Here is a 20862-nt window from a genome sequence, read left to right as displayed (position 1 = left end):
CGGACTGTCTCACCTCGCCCGGTCGCGCGCAAGATCGGTCAGGATACCTGCGGCAACGGTAATACGCGCAAGGTTGGGATCGCCGCCGTCGCTGAGGCTCGAAAGCTCTTCGAGGATACGGTTGATGCGGATGCGATCCTGCGCATGCCAGGCCTGAACCGGAAGCTTTTCCTTGCCGTGATCGGAAAGAGCCGAGATGACGATGTCGCGTCTGGCGCTGGCGATCTGGTCGATGCTGCGGGCGAGCGCCAGATTCTCGTAATGGTCGGAGGTGAGGATCCGTCCGCCGGCCGCCAGCAGCCTAGCGATACGGAAGGTCTGCGACACCGCGAAGTAGTTTTCAGCGGCGCGCACCAGGGGCTCGCCGGTGCGTTCGGCAATCTGCATGATCTCCGGCACCAGCGCGAAGCTTTGGAGGTTGGCAATCTCGGCCGCGAGTTTTTCGGGCACGCCTGCGTGGCCGTACTCTGCCTGGCGGGCGGCGGTATCGCCGGCCGCCTGTTCGGCGAAGGCAGGCCTCAGCTTCTTCAGGGCCGCCTGCAGCCGGCTAATCACCTCCGCCATATCGGCCTTGGTCATGCCGGTCTTCAAGAGCAGGCGCGTCAACACGATAAAGCTATGGCTGATTTCCTCGTAGATGCGGTTCTGCATCTCACCTGATATCTTGCCGTCGAGAGCGTCCGTTTCGGACCAGAGCCGGGTCAGGTCGAACCCGTCGCGGGCAACGATCGCGGCGCGCACCACTTCCGGCGCCGAGGCCGCCGTCGCGTCCATCATGGCGACGGTGAAGCTCGGCCCGCCGCGGTTGATCGCTTCATTGGCAAGCACCGTCGCGACGATTTCGCGCTTCAGGCGATGGCTGGCGATATCGCCGGCATTCGTCTTCTGCATCTTGACGGGGAAATAATTCGAAAGCGTCGCGGTGAAATAGGGATCATCCGGCAGATCGCTTGCGGCCAGCGCATCGAAGAGCACGATCTTGGCATAAGACAGCAGCACGCCGATTTCCGGCCGCGTCAGCGGCTTGCCGGCAGCATAGCGTTCGGCGAGGGTCTGGTCATCCGGCAGCGTCTCGACCTTGCGATTCAGCTGCTTGGCGCCTTCGAGAACCGTCATGAAGCGCGCAAGTTCCAGGCCATTTGCCGTGCCCTTGCGTTCTGTCAGCGAGATCGCCAGCGACTGCAGGTAATTGTTGCGCAGCACCAGGGCCGCCACTTCGCCGGTCATCGAGGAAAGAAGCTGGTCGCGTTTTGCCCGCGTCAGGCGTCCGTCATGCATGGCGGCGGCCAGCGCGATCTTGATGTTGACCTCAACGTCCGAGGTGTTGACGCCGGCCGAGTTGTCGATGGCGTCGGAATTGCAGCGTCCACCCTTCAGACCATAGGCGATGCGGCCCTTCTGGGTAACGCCGAGGTTTGCGCCCTCGCCGATCACCTTGGCGCGCACCTCAACCGCGGTGATGCGGATTGGGTCGTTGGCGCGGTCGCCGACTTCGGTGTCGGTTTCGGAAGGCGCTTTCACATAGGTGCCGATGCCGCCGAACCAGAGCAGGTCGACCTCACTCTTCAGGATCGCCGTGATGATTTCGAAGGGCGTGGCCACGGCCTTGTCGATGCCGATTGCAGCAACCGCTTCCGGCGTCAGTGTGACCGATTTCGCCGAGCGAGAAATGATCATTGCCCCCTTCGAGAGCTTGCTCTTGTCGAAATCCTGCCAACTCGAACGCGGCAGGTCGAAGAGCCGCTGACGTTCGGCCAGCGCCTTTTCCATGTCGGGATCGGGATCGATGATGATGTCGCGATGATCGAAGGCGGCAATGAGCCGGATCTTTGGAGACAGCAGCATGCCGTTGCCGAAGACGTCGCCCGACATGTCGCCGACGCCGGCGACGGTAAAAGGTGTCGTCTGGATATCGATGTCCATTTCGCGGAAATGGCGTTTCACGGTTTCCCAGGCGCCGCGGGCGGTGATGCCCATCTTCTTGTGGTCATAACCGGCCGAGCCGCCGGAAGCGAAGGCGTCGTCCAACCAGAAGCCGGCTTCCTGCGCCAATGCATTGGCGGTGTCGGAGAAGGTCGCGGTGCCCTTGTCGGCGGCGACGACGAAATAGGGGTCGTCACCGTCGAGCCTGACCGTATCCTTCGGCGGCACGATATCGGCGCCCGATATATTGTCGGTGATCGAAAGCAGCGTGCGGATATAGGTCTTGTAAGCCTCGCGGCCGGTATTGAAGATCTCGTCGCGGCTGCCGCCGACCGGGAGCTTCTTCGGATAGAAGCCGCCCTTGGCGCCGACCGGCACGATGACCGCGTTCTTCACCTGCTGCGCCTTGACGAGGCCGAGCACTTCGGTGCGGTAATCCTCGGCGCGATCCGACCAGCGCAGGCCGCCGCGCGCCACCTTGCCGAAGCGCAGGTGCACACCTTCGACTTCGACGCCGTAGACGAACATCTCGCGGAAGGGTTTCGGTTCCGGCAGCCCGTCGACCAGGTGCGGATCGAGCTTGAAGGCCAGCATCGGTTTCGGCGAGCCGTCGGGGTTCTTCTGGAAATAATTGGTGCGCAGCGTCGCATCGACGATATTGACGTAGCGGCGCAGGATACGGTCGTCGTCAAGGCTCGGCACGTCGGCGAGCTCTGCCTCGATCGCCTGGTGCAGTTCGGCAAGTTTCTTCACGCGGACCTTCTCCGACAGCCGGGTGTCGAGCGTGTCATGGAAGAGACGAAAGATGGCGGCGGCGACGACAGGATATTTGTCGAGCGTCGTTGCGATATAGTCCTGCGAATAGGCGATGCCGGCCTGGCGGAGATAACGCGCATAGGCGCGCAGCACGTTGGTCTCGCGCGCCGAAAGCCCGGCCGAAATGATCAGCCGGTTGAAGCTGTCATTGTCGATCGTGCCGGCGAAGGCGGCTACGAAGGCTTCCTCGAGGGCGGCGCCGTAACGCGCCAGATCGATTTCGCCGCCATTGCGGGTTTCGAGCTCCATGTCGTGCAGCACGACGAGTTTCGTTTCTGCATCGGCGGCCGGCACTCCGATGTCGAAGGTACGTTCGCTGACGACATTGAAGCCGAGGTTCTCGAGAAGCGGCACGCGGCGCGACAGCGCCAGCTGGCCGCCGGCGTGGAAGATCTTCAAGGAAAGGGTGCGGCCCTGCTCTTCCTGACGATGGTAGAACTGGATGCGAAGCGGCTCGCCTGCGGCGCAGGCGCCGATATCGGCAAGGTCGGCCACGGTTTCCTCCGGGGTGAAGGAATCCTGGAAGGCCTGGTCGACCGATATCTTCGGCGCCTTGGCTCCGGCCAGTGCCTCGAAACGGTCGTCCCAGCGGGCGGTGATCTCACGGATCATCTGCTCGAGCTTTGCCTGCGGAATGCGTGGCGTCTTGCCGCCGGAGCGGCCGATGATGAAATGTACGCGCGCCACGCCGCCTTCCGGGAAAGCCGGGTAATAGGCGGAGACACGGCCGTCATAGACGGTCTTCAGATAGGTGCCGATCCGCTCACGAACGATCGAGTCATATTCCTCGCGCGGGACGTAGACGATCACCGAGACGAAGCGATCGAAATGGTCGATGCGCGGCAGGACGCGCACGCGCGGCCGATCGGCCAGGTCGTTGATTTGTTCGGCAAAACTTGCAAGCAGCGTCGTGTCGATCTGGAAGAGATCGTCGCGCGGATAGGATTCCAGCGTATTGTCGAGCATCCGGCCGGAATGGCTCATCGGGTCGAAGCCGAAATGCTCCTTCACCTTCTCGACCTTCGAACGCAGCAGCGGGATTTCCGAGGCCAGCGACGTATAGGCCGTCGAGGTGAAAAGGCCGACGATACGCAGTTCGCCGGTGACCTTGCCTTGCGCGTCGAAGCGCTTGACGCCGACATAATCCATATAGGCCCGGCGATGGACGATCGATTTCACATTCGCCTTGGTGACGATCAGGAAGTCGGGGCCGTCGAGGAAGGCAAGAATCTCAGGCGTGGTCGTCACTGCGTCCTTGCCGGTGCGCAACACGAGAACATCGGGGTTGGAGAGGATGCCGAGGCCTGCGCCCTTGTCGCGTTCGACCCTGGCATCGCTCCCCTTGCCGGAATAGACATATTCACGCATGCCGAGGAAAGTGAAATTCTCGTCGCGCAGCCAGGTCAGGAAGGCGACGGCTTCGTCGCGATCGGCCTTCTTGCGGCCGGTGCCATTGGCCGAAAGCTCGGCGATCACGCCGTCGACCTTGGAAAGCATCGGCTTCCAGTCGGACACCGACAGGCGCACCTGTTCGAGCACGGTTTCGATGCGTTTGACGAGATCGGCGGTCTGGGTGGAATTGAGCGGCGCAATATGAAGCTGGATATGGCTGACGCGATTGGTCGGGTCGCTCGGGTGATCGGCGGAATAGAGCGCAGGCGCCTTGCCCTTTTCCATGACCAGGATGGGATGCACGGCCATGAACAGGTCGCGATAGCTGCTTGTCACTTCACCCATGACCGATTCAAACAGAAAAGGCATGTTCCGGTCGGTGACTGAAAGCACCGAGACGGCGATGCCATCCGGCGTCACGTCGGCAATGGTGTCGATGCTGACGCGCGGCGCCTTGCCGCTCCAGGCGGCGAGTTCCTTTGCCGAGTGTACGGCAGAGAGTGCCAGCATTTCAGGCGTATAGAGTTCGAGATCATCATTGCTTGCCCGGCCGAAGAGAATTTCCGGATCGAGATGCGCCTCGCCCGTCGCCTTGGCGATCTTGCGCGCGCTTTCGATCTGCTTTTCCCGTTTCGGATTGTTTCTGGCAGCCATGGATCGCCTCCCTCAATGGTCTGATTTTCTGCAAGCTAGCAGAAGATTCTTCGAAAAAATCTCTAAAAGAGAGGTTCGAAGGATTGTTTTGGCGCTTTTTTGGCGCTCGAAACGAGAAAATCCAAGAAATTTTCCGCTTTCGTGGCGAAATGAAAGAGAAAGTTCCGTCTTCAGGATTTTCGTTCCGCCGCACAATTCCACGCCCGCATGAACAATGGTTGACAGCGTGGCGTCAAAAAGATCATCAAACGCGGTCATCATTCGGATCTGGATATCATGTCGGAAAATGCAGCGGGTGCAGTCATCGTCATCTCCAGCCATGTGGTGCGTGGCTCGGTCGGAAACCGGGCAGCCGTCTTTGCGCTGGAGACGCTTGGCCACCCGGTCTGGGCCCTGCCGACCGTCGTGCTGCCCTGGCATCCTGGCCATGGCCGCTCGACGAGGCTGACTTTTGCGGAAACGGATTTCGACGCGGCGATCGACGATCTCATCCGCGCGCCCTGGATCGGCGAAGTCAAGGCGGTGCTTTCCGGCTATTTCGGCAACGCCGCTCAGGTCCGCTCCGTCGCCCGGCTGGTCGATGCGCTCCGGCAAAACAATCCCGAGCTCGTCTATGTCTGCGATCCCGTCATGGGCGATCTCGGCGGCCTTTATGTACCGGAAGCAACCGCGGAGGCCATTCGCGACCACCTTATTCCGCTCGCCTCGCTGGCGACGCCGAACCGCTATGAGCTTGCATGGCTTTCAGGGGCAGCGCTCGAAGACAATGGCGCGATCATGGAGGCGGCGCTGGCGCTCGGACCATCGCGCATGCTTGTCACTTCGGCCGTGCCGATGATGGCGGGCGGCACCGGCAATCTCTATCTTTCCGGCCGTCACGCGCTTCTTGCCGAGCACCGCGTCGTCGACAATCCGCCGAATGGTCTGGGCGACCTGCTTGCCGCCGTCTTCCTGTCGCGCCTGCTTTCCGGGCTCGAGGACGAGAAGGCGCTGCAGCTTGCCACCGCCAGCGTCTTCGAGGTCCTCGCGCGTGCCGTCAAGCGCGGCAGCAACGAACTGATGCTGGCGAGCGATGCGTCCAGTCTTTCGACGCCGATGGCCATGGTGCAGATGCGCCGACTCGTGCACCCGGTGCAGCGGCGGAAAAAATGACGCATCTGCCAATGCGCTCATTTTGCGGTGCAGCAGTTGATCTTGTCTTCCGCGCGCGCTAATCCAGAAGCATGCAGCGTTTTCCAACACCTCTTCTGGACGGCTATCGCAACTTTATGAACGGGCGTTATGCCGACGCCCGCGACAGGTATCGGCAGCTGGCCGAAAATGGCCAGAGTCCGCATACGCTGGTCGTTGCCTGTTCGGATTCGCGGGCGGCGCCGGAGCTGATCTTCGATGCCGGCCCGGGCGAGCTCTTCGTCATCCGCAACGTCGCCAACATGGTGCCGCCCTACGAGCCGGATGGCCATTTCCATTCGACGTCGGCCGCTCTCGAATTTGCCGTGCAGGTGTTGAAGGTCACGGATATCGTCGTCATGGGCCATGGCCGTTGCGGCGGCATTCGGGCTGCGCTCGATCCGAACGCCGAGCCATTGTCGCCGGGTGACTTCATCGGTCGCTGGATGTCGCTGGTCAAACCCGCCGCCGAGCAGATCCAGAGCAACGACGTGATGACGGCCGCCGAACGGCAGACGGCGCTGGAGCGCGTCTCCATTCGCAATTCGATCAGCAATCTCAGAAGCTTTCCCGACATCAAGGCGCTCGAGGAAGCGGGGAAACTTCATCTCCACGGCGCCTGGTTCGACATTTCGACCGGTGAACTCTGGGTCATGGACGCCGAGACACGCGACTTCATTCGTCCCGAAATCTAAGGACGCGCCGGTTTATCAGTTTTTTAAGGATTGTTGTTAAGCTCACCGTCAATTGGTCGCTCACGACCGACGTTTTGATCACCGTGGCGATTGGCGATGAAGTTCGAAACCATCAAACGGGTTATCCTGGCCGCCATTCTGCTGCCCTTCGTCTTCATGCTGATTGAAGGCGTCGTCGTCATACGCTCTTCAATCAAACAATACAGGGATCTCGAAAAGGACCGGCAGTTCGCCGATGTGCTTGCCCGCGGCGGATCCATCGCCGCCACGGAGATCCTGAGTGAAATTGCCGCCACCCGCCTCTACCTCGCATACCCCGGCAGCACGACTGCCGCCGAAATGCAACGAAGCCGGGTGACGCTCGATCGCGAGCGCCGCGCTTTCTATGCCAGCCTGCCCTCCCGCGATACGCTCGACGACGGCCTCGTCGGCGAATTGTCGGTTCTCAGCCTTGCATACAGCCGCATCATTGCCGCGCGCAGCGCCGTCGACCAGGGCCGTTATGCCGGCAGCGATCCCGGTTCCATCTACTGGTATGCGGCTCTCAAGCAGCTTGCCGTCGTCGATGCGCTTTCACCACTGATCAGCGATCCGATGCTGCTTGAGAAATCCAACCAGCTGATGGGCATCCTGCTGACGTATTACGGCGAAAGGCTGATTACCGGCGTCGGCACCCGCTATCTCGATCGCGGCGTTTCCGCCAGATTTCCGGTGGAGCAGTTCGTACAGGGCAAGACCATGCTCGGTGAGGGCATGGACCACATGGTCTTTCATTCCGCGGCGCCGATCGTGCGCGAGATCGTCGCCTATCTCGGCCGCAGCAGTCAGGTGAAGGCGAATGCGATCACCGACGCCATCCTTGCCGGATCGCGGCCGACGCGGGCCGTGCGCGACGTCTGGGCCGCCGCGCAGAGCGAACGCATGACCTTCCTGCAGCAGAAGATGGTCGAGGCCGCAAAAGATATTCACGAGACCGGCGAGAGCCTTTCGAGACGCGCGCACATACATCTGACGCGGATTCTGGCGCTGTGCGCCGGCCTGCTCATTCTCGCCACGTTGGTGATGGTGCTGGCGGCAAGGGGCCTGCGCCTGATCGACCGTCTGACGCGGGATCGCGAGACGCTGGTGGGCGAGTTGCGCAATGCCGCCCAGACAGACCTTCTGACCGGCCTGTACAACAGGCGCGGCTTCGAGGTCGCCGCATCGGCGCTTCTCACACAAGCCGAGCACGGGTCGCGCTGGATCTCCGTCGTGCTCTTCGACCTCGATCATTTCAAGAGGACCAACGATGTTCACGGCCATGACGCCGGCGATGCCGTGCTCCGGCAGGTCGCGGGCGTTGCGCGCGAGAATTTCCGTTCCTTCGATCTGCTGGTGCGCCATGGCGGCGAGGAGTTCCTGGCGCTTCTGCCGGATTCGACGCCCGACGATGCCGTAATCGTTGCCGAGCGTGTGCGGCTGGCGATCGAGGCGGCAGAAATCCCCTTGCCGAGCGGCGAAATTCTCAAGGTAACGGCGAGTTTCGGATGCGCCGGCCGGGCAAATGAAGTCTCCAACAGGAACTTCGAGGATCTGGTCAAACGCGCCGACCTGGCGCTCTACGCCGCCAAGGCCTCCGGCCGCAACTGCGTGGTTTCGGGACCGATCGTGCAGGCTTCGGCCCCGGAGGAGCGACGCAAGACGGCGTCCGGCGGCGGTTTTGATTCCCGCAAATGAAAAACGCCGCATATCGCAGCGGCGTTTCCGGCTATCGGTGTCGATAAAGACTTAAAGTCCTTTTGTTTTATGCATGTCGTTGTCCCGGAACCGCTGCACGCTTCCGGGCGACATGCATTATCTGCCGTCGATCTGCTGGCCGATATAGGCGATCGCCTGCTGGTAGACGGTGGCGGCGTTCCAGCCCTGGATGGCAACGAAATTCGGCTCTCCGGGCTGATAGCCGGCGCCGGGGCGCCAACCGTGACCCTTGAGGAAATTCGCCGTCGAGGCCAGCGCATCGGCCCGGGAACCGACCATGTCGACGCGGCCGTCGCCGTCGCCATCGGCACCGAAGCGCACGACATTGCGCGGCAGGAACTGCGTCTGGCCGATTTCACCATGGGCAGCACCCTTGGCCTGCGGGCTCAGATAACCTTCGGAAACGAGCTGGAGCGCGGCATAGAGCTGGTCGGTGAAATATTCCGAACGGCGGCAGTCATAGGCAAGGGTCGAAACAGCCGACAGCGTATGCTGGTTGCCCATATAGCTGCCAAAACCGGTTTCCATGCCCCAGATTGCGATCAGTGGGCCAGCCGGAACGCCGAAACGGCGCTCGATCGAAGCAAAAAGCGCCTGGTTGGCAGTCTTCATGCTGCGGCCGCGGGAGATGATGGCGGCACCGCCGCGCTTCTGCATGAAAGCGTCGAAGGACAGTTTGAAGCTCTTCTGGCCACGGTCGGCGGCAATCGTCGGTTTGTTGTAATTGACGTTGGCGAAGGCGCGGTCGAGGACCGAGCGGTTGACGCCGTTTGCCGCTGCTTCCTGCTTGAAGTCGGCGACCCATGCATTGAAACCGCTGCTATTGTTGCCGCATTGGGCGCCCTGGGCCGCTGCCGGCAGCGCGTGAAGAACGCCGGCTGCCGTAAACGCTGCCAGAAGGAATGTTGTCATGCGCATGAGAAACCCCGCTCCAGTCTGCTGAAGCGCGCCGCGGCCGATCGGAACCATGCGACGCGCCCTAAATCTTCGGTCTGTGCATGCCGTTTTCCCAAAACCACTCAACGGTTTCGGGCGGCACGCCCTGGCTTGACGCCGGGCAGAATGCCAGCCGAAAGCGATCTTGTCACGATCACCTTTTAGTAAGCGCTTATGAATAGAGGCGCTTACGGCCCGGCAAAAAGCCCCGCCTTCATCGGCAGGGCTTTACCCTATTATGGTTTACAAATGGTATCAGGCGGCCTGCTTGCGCGGCTTGACAAGACCGCGATTGACGAGCAGCTCGGCGATCTGGATGGCGTTCAACGCTGCGCCCTTGCGCAGATTGTCGGAGACCACCCAGATGTTGAGGCCATTTTCGACCGTCGCATCCTCACGGATGCGTGAGATGTAGGTCGCATCTTCGCCGGCGGATTCATATGGCGTGATGTAGCCGCCGTTCTCGCGCTTGTCGATAACGAGGCAGCCCGGTGCATCGCGCAGGATGTCGCGAGCCTGGTCGGCCGTGATCTCGTTTTCGAATTCGATATTGACCGATTCCGAATGGCCGATGAAAACCGGCACGCGCACTGCCGTGCAGGTCACCTTGATCTTCGGATCGAGCATCTTCTTCGTCTCGGCCAGCACCTTCCACTCTTCCTTGGTGTAGCCGTCCTCCATGAAGACGTCGATGTGCGGAATGACGTTGAAGGCGATGCGCTTGGTGAACTTCTTGTTCTCGATCGGATCGGCGACGAAGACGGCGCGCGTCTGGTTGAAGAGTTCGTCCATGCCGTCCTTGCCGGCGCCGGAGACCGACTGATAGGTCGAGATGACGACGCGCTTGATCTTGGCGAAGTCATGCAGCGGCTTCAGCGCCACCACCAGCTGGGCGGTCGAGCAATTCGGATTGGCGATGATGTTGCGCTTGGTGAACTGGCTGATGGCATCCGGGTTCACTTCCGGCACGATCAGCGGCACGTCGGCGTCGTAACGCCAAGCCGACGAATTGTCGATGACGATGCAGCCCTGCTGGCCGATCTTCGGCGAGAACTTCTTGGAGACCTCGCCGCCGGCCGACATCAGGCAGATGTCGGTATCGGAGAAATCGTAATTCTCCAGATTGGAGACCTTCAGCGTCCGGTCACCGTAGGAAACCTCGGTGCCCTGCGAACGCGAGGAGGCGAGTGCCACGACCTCATCGGCGGGGAAGCCGCGCTCGGAGAGGATGTTGAGCATCTCCCGGCCGACATTTCCGGTCGCTCCCGCAACTGCTACTTTGAAACCCATTTCTCAAGCTCTCTTTCTCTTCTCTCCTCTTGTTCGGTGAGGGGAAAGGCGCGACGGATCGCGTCTTCCTGTCCCCAGCCGAGCCGGGGAGAGAGCGGCAGGCCAGAGACGTCAGACGGTTTTCGTCGTCGTTTTGGCCTTGGTTTTGGCGGAAACCGGAACGGCAATGTCCACCCCGGCAACTCGTGCCCGGTCATTGCATTCGGCAATGGCGTGTTCGTCGCGAACCATGGAGATTCCTTTTCCGCTGTTGCTCTTAGAAGGTTTTCCACAGGAGTCAAGGTTTTTGCACTCCGAGCCGGCAGGCAAAGGCGGCGGCCGCAGCGCTGCGACGTTTTGTCATGCCGCTGTCATCCTTGGGAGGTATCCCGGCCCGGTTATCAATGTCTGCACGAAAACGGGGGTTTTCCATGCGTACGCTTCTTGCCGCCTTTGCGGCCACCACCATCCTTGCGGGCGCCGCTCAGGCGACAACGGTCTATCCGCTCGATCGCGCGACGATCCTCGTCGGTTCGCCATTCGATTTCAAGATCGAGCTCAACAAGCAGGTCAAGCCCGAAGACGTGAAGATCACCGTCAACGGCCAGGATTACAAGACCGTGCTCGGGGGCGAAGCGCAGTTCGTCGAGTTGGAAAAAGGCAAGGATGACAAGGCTCTCGGCTCTGCTCTCCTGCTGCGCGGCCTGAAGATTTCCGCGCCGGGCGACTACAAGGTCGAAGTTGCTGCCGGAGACGAGACGAAGTCCGTCACCTGGAACGTTTACGAAACCGTAGCCCAGCCGAAGGCCAAGAACATCATCTTCCTGCTGGGCGACGGGCTTTCCGTTGCGCATCGCACCGCTGCCCGCATCATGTCCAAGGGCATGACTGAAGGGAAGGCGAATGGCCGCTTGAACATGGACGATCTCGAGCGCATGGCCTTTATCGGCACGTCGGCGACCAACGCCGTCGATACGGACTCGGCCAATACAATGTCGGCCTACATGACGGGCCACAAGACGGCAGTCAACGCGATCGGCGTCTACGCGGACCGTACGCCGGCCTCACTCGATGACCCGCGTGTCGAAACCTTCGCAGAAGCCGTCCGCCGCCTGACCAAGAAGTCGATCGGCATCGTTGCAACGGCCGAGGTCGAGGACGCTACGCCGGCTGCGGTCGTTGCCCATACCCGCAACCGCAACGACAAGGCCGATGTGGTCGGCATGCTGCTCGACGTCAAGCCCGAAATCCTGCTTGGTGGCGGCTCGGCCTATTTCCTCGGCAAGGAGGTCGCCGGTTCCAAGCGTAAGGACAACCAGGACTACATCAAGCTGTTTCAGGATGCCGGCTACAAGCTTGCGACCGACAAGAACGAGCTCGCAGCCAATGCATCGGCGGAAGGCAATCTGCTCGGTCTCTTCCACACCGGCAATATGGACGTGACGCTCGATCGCGAGTTCCTGAAGAAGGGCACCGTCGACAAGTTCCCGAACCAGCCGGGTCTCGTCGCCATGACCAAGGTTGCGCTCGACCGCCTCTCCAAGAATCCTGATGGTTTCTTCCTGATGGTCGAAGGTTCCTCGATCGACAAGATGTCCCATCCGCTCGATTGGGACCGCGCCGTCGTGGAAACCATCGAATTCGACCAGGCCATCGGCGTTGCCCGCGAATTCCAGAAGGCCCATCCGGACACTCTGATCGTCGTCACCGGCGACCATGCGCATGGTGTATCGATCATCGGCACCGTCGATGATGACAAGCCCGGCACGGAAATGCGCGAAAAGGTCGGGATCTATGCCGAGGCCGGCTTCCCGAACTACAAGGATGAAAACGGCGACGGCTATCCCGACAGGATCGACGTCAGCCGCCGGCTGTTCCTGAGTGCCAATAACGGCCCCGATCACTACGAGACCTTCCGTCCGAAGCTCGACGGTCCGTTCGTTCCGGCTGTCCAGAACGAAAAGAAGGAATATGTCGCCAACGAGCAGTATAAGGATGTTCCGGGCGCCGTCTTCGTCCAGGGCAATATTCCGAAGAGCGGCGACTCCGGCGTGCACGCCGCTGACGACGTCGTCCTGCAGTCGGCCGGTCCGGGCGCTGAAGGTTTCCATGGCTACATGGAACAGAGCGACGTCTATCGCGTGCTCGCCGACACCTTCGCGCTCGGCGCCAAGCAGACGAATTGATCTGAAGCCCGTTCAGCAAGGTCGCTTGCCGGCCTTGCCTCTTTCATCGATCATGGTCCCGGCCGATTACAGCGCCGCGCGTCTTTCAGACGCGCAAAAGGACGCTGTAACACTTTGAAGCTAGCATCGTGCTTTCCGAAAATCGTTCCGATTTTCGGGCCGATGCTAACGGCCGGGACTTCATTCTTGGAGATCGCCATGGAAAAACTCCGTTCGCGGCATCTCAGCCGCCGCGGCCTGATCGGCGCCATCGGTACGCTGGCTTTCGCGGCTGTGGTTCGCCCGAGTTTTGCTGCGGATTCCTCAATCAGCTTCGCTGAGCTCTACGGCAAGTTCGGCGTGCTCGGCCTCGAATTCTCCGACAAGGTGAAGCGCCTTGCCGGCAAAGATGTCAGCATGAAAGGTTTCATGGCGCCGCCCTTGAAAGCCGAAGCCCAGTTCTTCGTGCTCACCGAAGTGCCGATGTCGCTCTGCCCCTTCTGCTCCTCGGATACGGACTGGCCGGACAATATCGTCGTCGTCTATCTCTTGGAGAAACAAACCTTCGTGCAGCCGCGCCAGACCATCGAAGTGCGCGGCATGCTGGAACATGGTTCGTGGACGGATCCGGACACCGGCTTCGTCAGCCTGCTGCGCATCCGCCAGGCCGAATATTCCGCCGTCTGAACCGATATGCTCGCTCTCAATATCGAAAACCTTTCCGTTGTCTTCCCTGGCCTGTCCTCGCCGGCGCTGGCGATCGGCCACCTGTCGATCGCTGCCGGCAGCAGGGTCGCCATTACAGGGGCGTCCGGCTCCGGCAAGAGCACCTTCGTCAATATCGTGGCCGGGCTGGAGCGGACACGGCAAGGCCGCATCCGCTGGAACGGCGAGGATATCGCGGGTTTTTCAGAAAGCCGGCGCGACCGGTTCCGTGCCGCCAATATCGGCCTGGTGATGCAGGAGTTTCATCTCTTTCCCGGCCTTTCGGCGCTGGAAAACGTGCTTCTGCCGGCGCGGTTTGCCGGCGCCGCCACGGCAGATATCATCGAGCGGGCGCATGCGCTTTTGAGCACGGTTGGTCTTTCCCGCCCCGGCCAGAAGATCGAAACCATGTCGCGCGGCGAGATGCAGCGGGTGGCGATCGGCCGGGCGCTGCTGCGCAAGCCCGGCGTCATCATCGCCGACGAACCGACCGCAAGCCTCGATGCCGAAAGCGGCGAGGCTGTCGGCGATCTCATTCTCGATCTTGCCATTGCCGAAGGCAGTACGCTGATCGTCGTTTCACACGATCAGCGCCTGGCCAGCCGCCTCGACCGTTGCATCACCTTCGGCTCCGGCCGGATCAGCGAAGATTCCACGGCAACGGCGGGAGAGGCTGCATGATCCGCTTCATCCTTTCCGATCTTCGTCGCCTCTGGGCGGGGTCGCTGGTGGTGGTGCTTTTGGTGGCGCTTGCGACCGCGCTTGGCGTTTCCGTCGTGCTGCAGGAACGGGCGCTTCGCCTCGGCAGCGCGCGCGCCGCCGACAAGTTCGATCTCGTCATCGGCGCAGGCGGCAGCGAGACGCAGCTGGTGCTGTCTTCCGTCTTCCTGCAGCCCTCGCCTTTACCGCTCATGCGGGGCGAGGTGCTGGGCAAGCTTGCCGCGGATCCGCGTGTCGACTGGGCCGCTCCGATCGGCTTCGGGGATTCCTTCTCCGGCTATCCGATCGTCGGCACGACGACCATGCTGGCGCAAAACCTGTCCGGCGGCTTGATCGAGGGCAAGATTTTTGCGCGCGAGGGCGAGGCGGTGATCGGCTCCGCCGTCAAACTGTCGCTCGGCGGCGAGATCAAGCCGATGCACGGTTTGCCGGAAGAGGGCGGCGAGACCCACATCGAACTCGTCTATCATATCGCCGGCCGCCTGCGGCCGACCGGGACCGCCTGGGACCGGGCTATTCTCGTTCCGATCCAGGCCGTCTGGCATATCCATGGCCTGGCGGCGGAGGAACATGCGGAGGAAGGGGCCGAGAGCGAGCACGAGCATGAAGCGGCGTCCGGCACGGGTACGGCCGAACATGGCCATGAGCATGAGGAAGCCGGCGAGCATCACGATGGACATGAGCATCACGGCAAGCTTGACCCGGATGCCGCACTCGACGAGAGCTGGACTGCCGACGCTCCCGGCCTTCCCGCCATTCTCGTCAAGCCGAAGACGATCGCCGATGCCTACAAGCTGCGGCAGGAATATCGCAGCGGCAATACCGTCGCCGTTTTTCCCGGCGAGGTGTTGACCAATCTCTACGCCACGCTCGGCGACGCCAAGCAGATCCTCGTCGCGGTCGCCTCCGGAGCGCAAGCTCTCGTCGCGGCCTCGCTGGTGCTGGTCACTGTCATCCATATCGGCCAGCGCCGCCGCCAGATCGGCGCGCTGAGGGCCTTCGGCGCGCCGCGTGGGGCGATTTTCGGCATTGTCTGGCTGGAATTCTTCTTCCTGGTGGCAGTCGGCATTGGGCTCGGATTCGCCCTCGGTTATGCTGCGGCCCTCCTCTTGTCCGACATGTTCTCCGAGACGAGCGGGATCACCATGCCGGTCGTCTTCGCCCGTGAAGATGCCGGGCTTGCGGCGGTTCTGCTTGCCTTTGCCACGGTCCTCGCCGCTTTGCCGGCAGTGCTTGCCTATCGCCAATCGCCGGCGCAGGCGCTGAGAGCGTAACGGATCCAACCTCCGGCGGCGGAGGGCCGGATCTGCATGACACTGCCCGGCATCATTAGACTAAAGTCATAATCCCAAAGCATCTCTCTTTTTGATCTGCCGTTTCTGGCACACTCCCGTCAGGCGTGTCGCGGCCAGGGGTCTGCTTTGAGGAGAGTAGGTCGCGCGCGTTGCTCATCACTCTGTGGAGGACAGACAATGGCAAATGTCGCAAGCATCGACGGCGCGAAGGCCGGTCCGATGACCGGCGAGGAGAAGAAGGTCATCTTCGCCTCTTCGCTCGGCACCGTTTTCGAATGGTATGATTTCTATCTCTACGGTTCGCTCGCCACCTATATCGGCGCGACCTATTTCACCCAGTATCCCGAGGCCACGCGCAACATCTTCACGCTGCTCGCCTTTGCTGCCGGCTTCCTGGTGCGCCCCTTTGGCGCGCTGGTGTTCGGCCGTCTCGGCGATCTCGTCGGCCGCAAGTATACCTTCCTGATGACGATCATGATCATGGGTCTGTCGACCTTCCTCGTCGGCATCCTGCCGGGCGCGGCCACCATCGGCATCGCAGCCCCGATCATCCTGATCGCGTTGCGTCTGCTGCAGGGCTTGGCGCTTGGCGGTGAATATGGCGGTGCGGCAACCTATGTCGCCGAACATGCGCCGAACGGGCGCCGCGGCTATTTCACCTCATGGATCCAGACGACGGCGACGCTCGGCCTGTTCCTGTCGCTGATCGTCATCGTCCTGGTTCAATATCTGATGGGTGCGGCTGAGTTCGCCGCCTGGGGCTGGCGCATTCCGTTCCTGGTGTCGGTCGTCCTGCTCGGCATCTCCGTCTGGATCCGCCTGAAGATGAACGAATCGCCGGCGTTCCAGCGCATGAAGGCGGAAGGCAAGGGCTCCAAGGCGCCGCTGACCGAAGCCTTCGGGACATGGAAAAATGCCAAGATCGCGATCATCGCGCTTCTCGGCGCCACAATGGGCCAGGCGGTCGTCTGGTACGGCGGCCAATTCTATGCGCTGTTCTTCCTGCAGAACGTGCTGAAGGTGGACCTGTTCTCGGCCAATGTCATGGTCGCGATCGCACTTCTCCTCGGCACGCCATTCTTCGTCATCTTCGGCGGCCTCTCCGACAAGATCGGCCGCAAGCCGATCATCATGGCAGGCCTTCTCATCGCGGCGGTGACGTATAATCCGCTGTTCAAGGCGATGACCTGGACGGCCAATCCGGCGCTTGCCGAAGCGCAGGCTTCGATCCGGGCAACGGTCACGGCTGATCCGGCGGATTGCCGGTTCCAGTTCAACCCGACCGGCACGGCGAAGTTCACCAGTTCCTGCGACGTGGCGACGGCATTCCTGACGAGGAATTCGGTGCCTTATGACGTCGTGCCCGGCCCTGCCGGACAGCCGGCAACGGTGAAGGTTGGCAACGCGACGATCCCGAGCTTCGACGTCGTCGCTGCCGGCGACAAGGCCAAGGGCATGACCGCCGCCTTCGAAAAGGGCGTCAACATCGCGCTTCACGATGCCGGCTATCCGCTGAACCGCGGCGCCGCCAAGGTGGCGGATGCCAAGCTCGACGCCTTCATTGCCGCCAATCCGGAACTGTCGCTCAATGCCGATGCCGTGCGCGCCGGTACGAAGGAAACCGTGCCGGCCGCCAAGCTGGTCGAGACCAAGCTGCTGACGGCGGATGAGGCCAATGGCGTCACCGACATGGCGGTCTACAACATCGCCAATGGCGGCACTTTCGCCATGGTCGCCGATCCCGCCCGCGTCAACTGGATCGGCACGATCGCCATCCTGTTCATCCTCGTCCTCTATGTGACGATGGTCTACGGGCCGATCGCCGCACTTCTGGTCGAGCTCTTCCCGACCCGCATCCGCTACACCGGCATGTCGCTGCCCTATCACATCGGCAACGGCTGGTTCGGCGGCCTGCTGCCGGCGACGGCCTTCGCGATGAGCGCTGCCGCAGGCGATATCTATTACGGTCTCTGGTACCCGATCGTCTTTGCGACGATCACGCTGGTGATCGGCCTGATCTTCCTGCCAGAAACGAAGAACAGGGATATCCACGCAATGGATTGAGCGGTTGGCTGAGCCGCGTTCCGCTTGAGAAAGGGCCCGGCGCTCACAAGGCGCCGGGTTTTTTCGTGTCAGGGAACAGGCACTTGGCGATCGGCCAGCCATCCGGCGCCAGTGTGAAGAGCAGACCACAGCGGGCGAAGACGATCGCCGTCAGCAGCGAGAACCAGGCGCCGAAGGCAAGGCCGGCGATGACATCGCTCGGATAATGGGCGCCGACCATGACGCGTGTCATGCCGAGCCAGATGGCGCAGGCGATAAAGGCGACGCGGTAGCGCGGAAACAGCAGCGCGAATGCGGCGAAGAAAGCGCCGACCGTTGTGGAATGGCCGGATGGAAAACTTTCGAAAGCGGCATGGCCTGAAAAGGGCGTGAAGGAAAACATGCCGTAATCGTGGAAATGATCGGGACGTGCCCTGCCGATCGTGCGTTTCAGCAGATTGGCGAGAAGCCCCGAGAAGACGACCGTGATGAACAGATAGGCGCCGATCCAGCTGACATAGAGCGCCTGCGCCTTGGAGCGCGCCGACTTGACAAGCTTGTAACCCGCCCGCCCCTGAAAGAACAACAGGATGCTGGTGTAGATGAGCCAGGCGGAATCGCCGAAACCGGTCAGCATCTGGCCGAGCTGCTTCACCGGTGCAGGAACTTCGCTGGCGCCAATCGGCGCATCGAAGAGCAGCATGGAGAGGATGACGGCATTGAGCGTGATGAAGAGGCAGGCCTGCCAGCGCAAAGGCGGCATGCCGGCGCTGCTCCGGCGCCAGCGCCTGTCCAGGGAAGCCCAAAATGCCCGCATGCCGTCGTCCGTTCGAATTTTGTCCTGGAGCGCCGCCATATCCAGCAGGACGCGCTAAGGACGCTTTATCACTTGAATTGGCGCATAATGCTTTCCGAATATCGATTCCGATTTCGGGGCTATGCGCTGGTTAAAATCCGGCGCAAAAATACACGAGATTGTGGCCGAGAATAGTCCGTTTGGGATAATTCGACCAAGCCGATGCGGCCCGCGCTCCAGAGAGAAAAAGCCCTCCGCATGCATCATGCGAAGGGCCGGAACTGTTTCACGTGAAATATCAGGCGGAAAGCGTCTTGAACTCGGCCAGGATCGCATCGCCCATCTCGACGGTGCCGACCTGCCTTGCGCCATCGGCCATGATGTCACCGGTGCGGATGCCCTTATCGAGCACGTTGGCGATCGCCTTTTCCAGGTCGTCGGCTTCCTTCACCAGATTGAAGGAGTAACGCAGGCACATGGCGAAGGAGGCGATCATGGCGATCGGATTGGCGATGCCCTTGCCGGCGATGTCGGGAGCCGAGCCGTGCACCGGTTCGTAGAGCGCCTTGCGCTTGCCGGTCTTGCCGTCAGGCGCGCCGAGCGAGGCCGACGGCAGCATGCCGAGCGAACCGGTCAGCATGGCGGCGACGTCGGAGAGCATGTCGCCAAAGAGGTTGTCGGTGACAATGACGTCGAACTGCTTGGGCTGGCGCACCAGCTGCATGCCGCCGGCATCGGCCAGCATGTGTTCGAGCTGGACGTCGGAATATTTCGCCTTGTGCGTCTCGGTCACCACCTGGTTCCAGAGCACGCCCGACTTCATGACGTTGCGCTTTTCCATGGAGCAGACGCGGTTTTGCCGGGTGCGGGCCATTTCGAAGGCGACGCCGGCGATGCGCTCGATCTCGTAGGTATCGTAGACCTGTGTGTCGATGCCGCGCTTCTGGCCGTTGCCGAGGTCGATGATCTCCTTCGGCTCGCCGAAATAGACGCCACCCGTCAGCTCGCGGATGATCAGAATATCAAGGCCTTCGACCAGCTCCGGCTTCAGCGACGAGGCTGACGCCAGGGCCGGATAGCAGATGGCGGGACGCAGGTTTGCGAAGAGCTGCAGATCCTTGCGCAGGCGCAGCAGGCCGGCTTCCGGACGCACTTCGTAAGGCACGCTATCCCATTTCGGGCCACCGACGGCGCCGAAGAGAACGGCATCGGCGGCAAGTGCCTTCTGCATGTCGGCTTCCGAGATCGCCGCGCCATGCGCATCATAGGCAGAGCCGCCGACAAGGCCTTCGTCGATGACGAAACCGGCGTTCATCGCCTCGTTCATATAGGCGATGATCTTGCGGACCTCGCCCATGGCCTCGGGACCGATGCCGTCACCCGGCAGCAGGAAAAGATTGCGCGCTGTCATGAAACCCTCCTGGGAAAAACAAGTTGCGGCTTCTTAGACCCCGGAAATGGGCATTTCAAGCGAGAGAAGAGGTGAATCGGTACGCTTCGCTCTTCGCCGCGATGGTTGCTCCCGTGCCTGCAAACGGATTAGAAACGGCGGGCCTACCCTTTTCTTTCCCTGGATGTTGCCCATGCCTTTCGCACCTCTCCATCTCGACACGCCCTTGGTTCAGACAGCATCCGGTTATAGCGCCAGCGGCAAACGGCTCTGGCTGAAGCTTGATGCGCTGCAGCCTTCCGGCAGCTTCAAGCTGCGCGGCGTCGGCAGGCTTTGCCAGCACGAGGTGGAAAATGGGGCGCGCGAGATCTTCTGTGCTTCCGGCGGCAATGCCGGGATTGCCGCGGCTTATGCCGGCCGGGCGCTCGGCATACCGGTCACGATCGTCGTGCCGGAGACGACGACGGCCGATGTGCGGCAGACGATTACCGCGACGGGCGCCAATGTCCTCGTCCATGGTTCGGTCTTCGACGAAGCCAATGCCCATGCCGTCGAACTCGCCCGGAGCCGTAAGGCGACCTATGTGCACCCCTTCGACCATCCGCTGCTGTGGGATGGCCATGCCACGCTGATCGACGAAGTGGTGGCGAAGGGTGCAAAATTCGATTGCGTCGTCACCAGCGTCGGTGGTGGCGGGCTGCTTGCCGGCATTGTCGCGGGGTTGCAGCGAAACGGGCTATCCGATGTGCCCGTCATCGCCGTCGAAACGGAAGGGGCGGCCTCGCTGAACGCCAGCCTCAAGGCGAATGAGCGTATCACCCTTCCCGCCATTACCTCGATTGCCACTTCGCTCGGGGCGCGGCAGGTGGCGCAGCATGTCTTCGACCTACCGAAGCAGCATCCGATCGAAAGTGTCGTCGTCAGCGACGCCGATGCCGTTGCCGCCTGCCTGAAATTCGCCGATGCGCAGCGCATTCTGGTCGAGCCGGCTTGCGGTGCCGCCCTTGCCGTTGCCGATGTGCATGCCGGGCTGCTTCAGCGCTTCGACAATCCGCTGATCGAAGTCTGCGGCGGCATCGGCGTATCGCTCGAAAAGCTCAGAGCTTGGAAAGAGAAGTTTCTCTGATCTGCGGCAATTCGGTACTGTAAAGAAAAA

General features: G+C 61.6%; 16 protein-coding genes. 9 read left to right on the top strand and 7 right to left on the bottom strand.

The features are described from left to right. Positions 1-9: 9 nt before the first annotated feature. Both FHT75_RS28790 and FHT75_RS28785 read right to left on the bottom strand, forming a co-directional pair. On the bottom strand, positions 10-4785 hold the full coding sequence (locus FHT75_RS28790) for an NAD-glutamate dehydrogenase (RefSeq protein WP_047615860.1): 4776 nt from the start codon (positions 4783-4785) through the stop codon (positions 10-12). Between the two features lie 12 nt (positions 4786-4797). Next, the gene (locus FHT75_RS28785) at positions 4798-5043 is read right to left on the bottom strand and encodes a hypothetical protein (protein WP_176707331.1); all 246 of its coding nucleotides are present in this window, start codon (positions 5041-5043) and stop codon (positions 4798-4800) included. A gap of 18 nt (positions 5044-5061) precedes the next feature. On the opposite strand from FHT75_RS28785, the gene pdxY reads away from it, so the two are divergent. The 3 genes from pdxY (at position 5062) to FHT75_RS28770 (ending at position 8366) form a co-directional block, all read left to right on the top strand. Beyond that, on the top strand, positions 5062-5937 hold the full coding sequence (pdxY, locus tag FHT75_RS28780; RefSeq protein WP_063473870.1) for a pyridoxal kinase PdxY: 876 nt from the start codon (positions 5062-5064) through the stop codon (positions 5935-5937). Positions 5938-6008: 71 nt separating this feature from the next. Next, complete coding sequence (locus FHT75_RS28775; protein WP_047615856.1) at positions 6009-6650, top strand: carbonic anhydrase; 642 nt, start codon at positions 6009-6011, stop codon at positions 6648-6650. A gap of 96 nt (positions 6651-6746) precedes the next feature. Next, positions 6747-8366: a GGDEF domain-containing protein gene (locus FHT75_RS28770; protein WP_048338413.1), complete on the top strand. Its 1620-nt coding sequence runs from the start codon at positions 6747-6749 to the stop codon at positions 8364-8366. 117 nt (positions 8367-8483) lie between these two features. On the opposite strand, the gene FHT75_RS28765 is transcribed toward FHT75_RS28770, so the two are convergent. The 3 genes from FHT75_RS28765 to FHT75_RS36420 all read right to left on the bottom strand — a co-directional run bounded on the left by FHT75_RS28765 (position 8484) and on the right by FHT75_RS36420 (position 10937). Beyond that, positions 8484-9305 carry a lytic transglycosylase domain-containing protein gene (locus FHT75_RS28765; protein ID WP_047616076.1) on the bottom strand — a complete coding sequence of 274 codons (822 nt, stop codon included), beginning with the start codon at positions 9303-9305 and terminating at the stop codon, positions 8484-8486. A 273-nt stretch (positions 9306-9578) separates the two neighbouring features. Then, the gene (locus FHT75_RS28760; RefSeq protein WP_047615853.1) at positions 9579-10613 is read right to left on the bottom strand and encodes an aspartate-semialdehyde dehydrogenase; all 1035 of its coding nucleotides are present in this window, start codon (positions 10611-10613) and stop codon (positions 9579-9581) included. A gap of 111 nt (positions 10614-10724) precedes the next feature. Continuing rightward, complete coding sequence (locus FHT75_RS36420; RefSeq protein ID WP_028759181.1) at positions 10725-10937, bottom strand: hypothetical protein; 213 nt, start codon at positions 10935-10937, stop codon at positions 10725-10727. A gap of 86 nt (positions 10938-11023) precedes the next feature. Between FHT75_RS36420 and FHT75_RS28750 the strand changes: the two genes are divergently transcribed. From FHT75_RS28750 to FHT75_RS28730, 5 genes are all read left to right on the top strand, one after another. Further along, positions 11024-12778: an alkaline phosphatase gene (locus tag FHT75_RS28750; RefSeq protein WP_063473869.1), complete on the top strand. Its 1755-nt coding sequence runs from the start codon at positions 11024-11026 to the stop codon at positions 12776-12778. Positions 12779-12976: 198 nt separating this feature from the next. Next, positions 12977-13444, top strand: coding sequence for a hypothetical protein (locus tag FHT75_RS28745; protein WP_047616073.1), 468 nt, complete (start codon positions 12977-12979; stop codon positions 13442-13444). Positions 13445-13450: 6 nt separating this feature from the next. Then, on the top strand, positions 13451-14143 hold the full coding sequence (locus tag FHT75_RS28740) for an ABC transporter ATP-binding protein (RefSeq protein ID WP_063473868.1): 693 nt from the start codon (positions 13451-13453) through the stop codon (positions 14141-14143). Beyond that, positions 14140-15456 (top strand): ABC transporter permease, encoded by a 1317-nt coding sequence (locus FHT75_RS28735; protein WP_063473867.1) that lies wholly within the window; start codon positions 14140-14142, stop codon positions 15454-15456. The genes FHT75_RS28740 and FHT75_RS28735 overlap by 4 nt, the downstream gene beginning before the upstream one ends. 198 nt (positions 15457-15654) lie before the next feature. Beyond that, positions 15655-17541: an MFS transporter gene (locus FHT75_RS28730; protein WP_063473866.1), complete on the top strand. Its 1887-nt coding sequence runs from the start codon at positions 15655-15657 to the stop codon at positions 17539-17541. A gap of 43 nt (positions 17542-17584) precedes the next feature. Here the strand turns inward: FHT75_RS28730 and lpxE are convergent, their stop codons facing one another. Together lpxE and leuB are read right to left on the bottom strand one after the other, a co-directional pair. Then, positions 17585-18337 carry a lipid A 1-phosphatase LpxE gene (lpxE, locus tag FHT75_RS28725; protein WP_176707330.1) on the bottom strand — a complete coding sequence of 251 codons (753 nt, stop codon included), beginning with the start codon at positions 18335-18337 and terminating at the stop codon, positions 17585-17587. Positions 18338-18614: 277 nt separating this feature from the next. Then, positions 18615-19727, bottom strand: coding sequence for a 3-isopropylmalate dehydrogenase (leuB, locus tag FHT75_RS28720; protein ID WP_047615840.1), 1113 nt, complete (start codon positions 19725-19727; stop codon positions 18615-18617). A gap of 172 nt (positions 19728-19899) precedes the next feature. Between leuB and FHT75_RS28715 the strand changes: the two genes are divergently transcribed. After that, positions 19900-20832, top strand: a complete 933-nt coding sequence (locus FHT75_RS28715) for a pyridoxal-phosphate dependent enzyme (RefSeq protein ID WP_063473865.1) — start codon at positions 19900-19902, stop codon at positions 20830-20832. Positions 20833-20862: the final 30 nt, after the last annotated feature.

Source organism: Rhizobium sp. BK112 (assembly GCF_014193215.1).
Taxonomy (GTDB): Bacteria; Pseudomonadota; Alphaproteobacteria; order Rhizobiales; family Rhizobiaceae; genus Rhizobium; species Rhizobium anhuiense.
Note: the sequence above shows the minus strand (reverse complement) of the source record. Positions and strands in the feature narration are given on the sequence as shown.

What these genes read in the sequence shown, in the direction of transcription:
- FHT75_RS28745 (WP_047616073.1), top strand. Translation starts at nt 12,977, where the DNA reads ATGGAAAAACTCCGTTCGCGGCATCTCAGCCGCCGCGGCCTGATCGGC.
- FHT75_RS28770 (WP_048338413.1), top strand. Translation starts at nt 6,747, where the DNA reads ATGAAGTTCGAAACCATCAAACGGGTTATCCTGGCCGCCATTCTGCTG.
- FHT75_RS28715 (WP_063473865.1), top strand. Translation starts at nt 19,900, where the DNA reads ATGCCTTTCGCACCTCTCCATCTCGACACGCCCTTGGTTCAGACAGCA.
- lpxE (WP_176707330.1), bottom strand. Translation starts at nt 18,337, where the DNA reads ATGCGGGCATTTTGGGCTTCCCTGGACAGGCGCTGGCGCCGGAGCAGC.
- FHT75_RS28730 (WP_063473866.1), top strand. Translation starts at nt 15,655, where the DNA reads ATGGCAAATGTCGCAAGCATCGACGGCGCGAAGGCCGGTCCGATGACC.
- FHT75_RS28765 (WP_047616076.1), bottom strand. Translation starts at nt 9,305, where the DNA reads ATGCGCATGACAACATTCCTTCTGGCAGCGTTTACGGCAGCCGGCGTT.
- FHT75_RS28760 (WP_047615853.1), bottom strand. Translation starts at nt 10,613, where the DNA reads ATGGGTTTCAAAGTAGCAGTTGCGGGAGCGACCGGAAATGTCGGCCGG.
- FHT75_RS28750 (WP_063473869.1), top strand. Translation starts at nt 11,024, where the DNA reads ATGCGTACGCTTCTTGCCGCCTTTGCGGCCACCACCATCCTTGCGGGC.
- FHT75_RS28740 (WP_063473868.1), top strand. Translation starts at nt 13,451, where the DNA reads ATGCTCGCTCTCAATATCGAAAACCTTTCCGTTGTCTTCCCTGGCCTG.
- FHT75_RS28735 (WP_063473867.1), top strand. Translation starts at nt 14,140, where the DNA reads ATGATCCGCTTCATCCTTTCCGATCTTCGTCGCCTCTGGGCGGGGTCG.
- FHT75_RS28775 (WP_047615856.1), top strand. Translation starts at nt 6,009, where the DNA reads ATGCAGCGTTTTCCAACACCTCTTCTGGACGGCTATCGCAACTTTATG.
- FHT75_RS28790 (WP_047615860.1), bottom strand. Translation starts at nt 4,785, where the DNA reads ATGGCTGCCAGAAACAATCCGAAACGGGAAAAGCAGATCGAAAGCGCG.
- FHT75_RS28785 (WP_176707331.1), bottom strand. Translation starts at nt 5,043, where the DNA reads ATGACCGCGTTTGATGATCTTTTTGACGCCACGCTGTCAACCATTGTT.
- leuB (WP_047615840.1), bottom strand. Translation starts at nt 19,727, where the DNA reads ATGACAGCGCGCAATCTTTTCCTGCTGCCGGGTGACGGCATCGGTCCC.
- pdxY (WP_063473870.1), top strand. Translation starts at nt 5,062, where the DNA reads ATGTCGGAAAATGCAGCGGGTGCAGTCATCGTCATCTCCAGCCATGTG.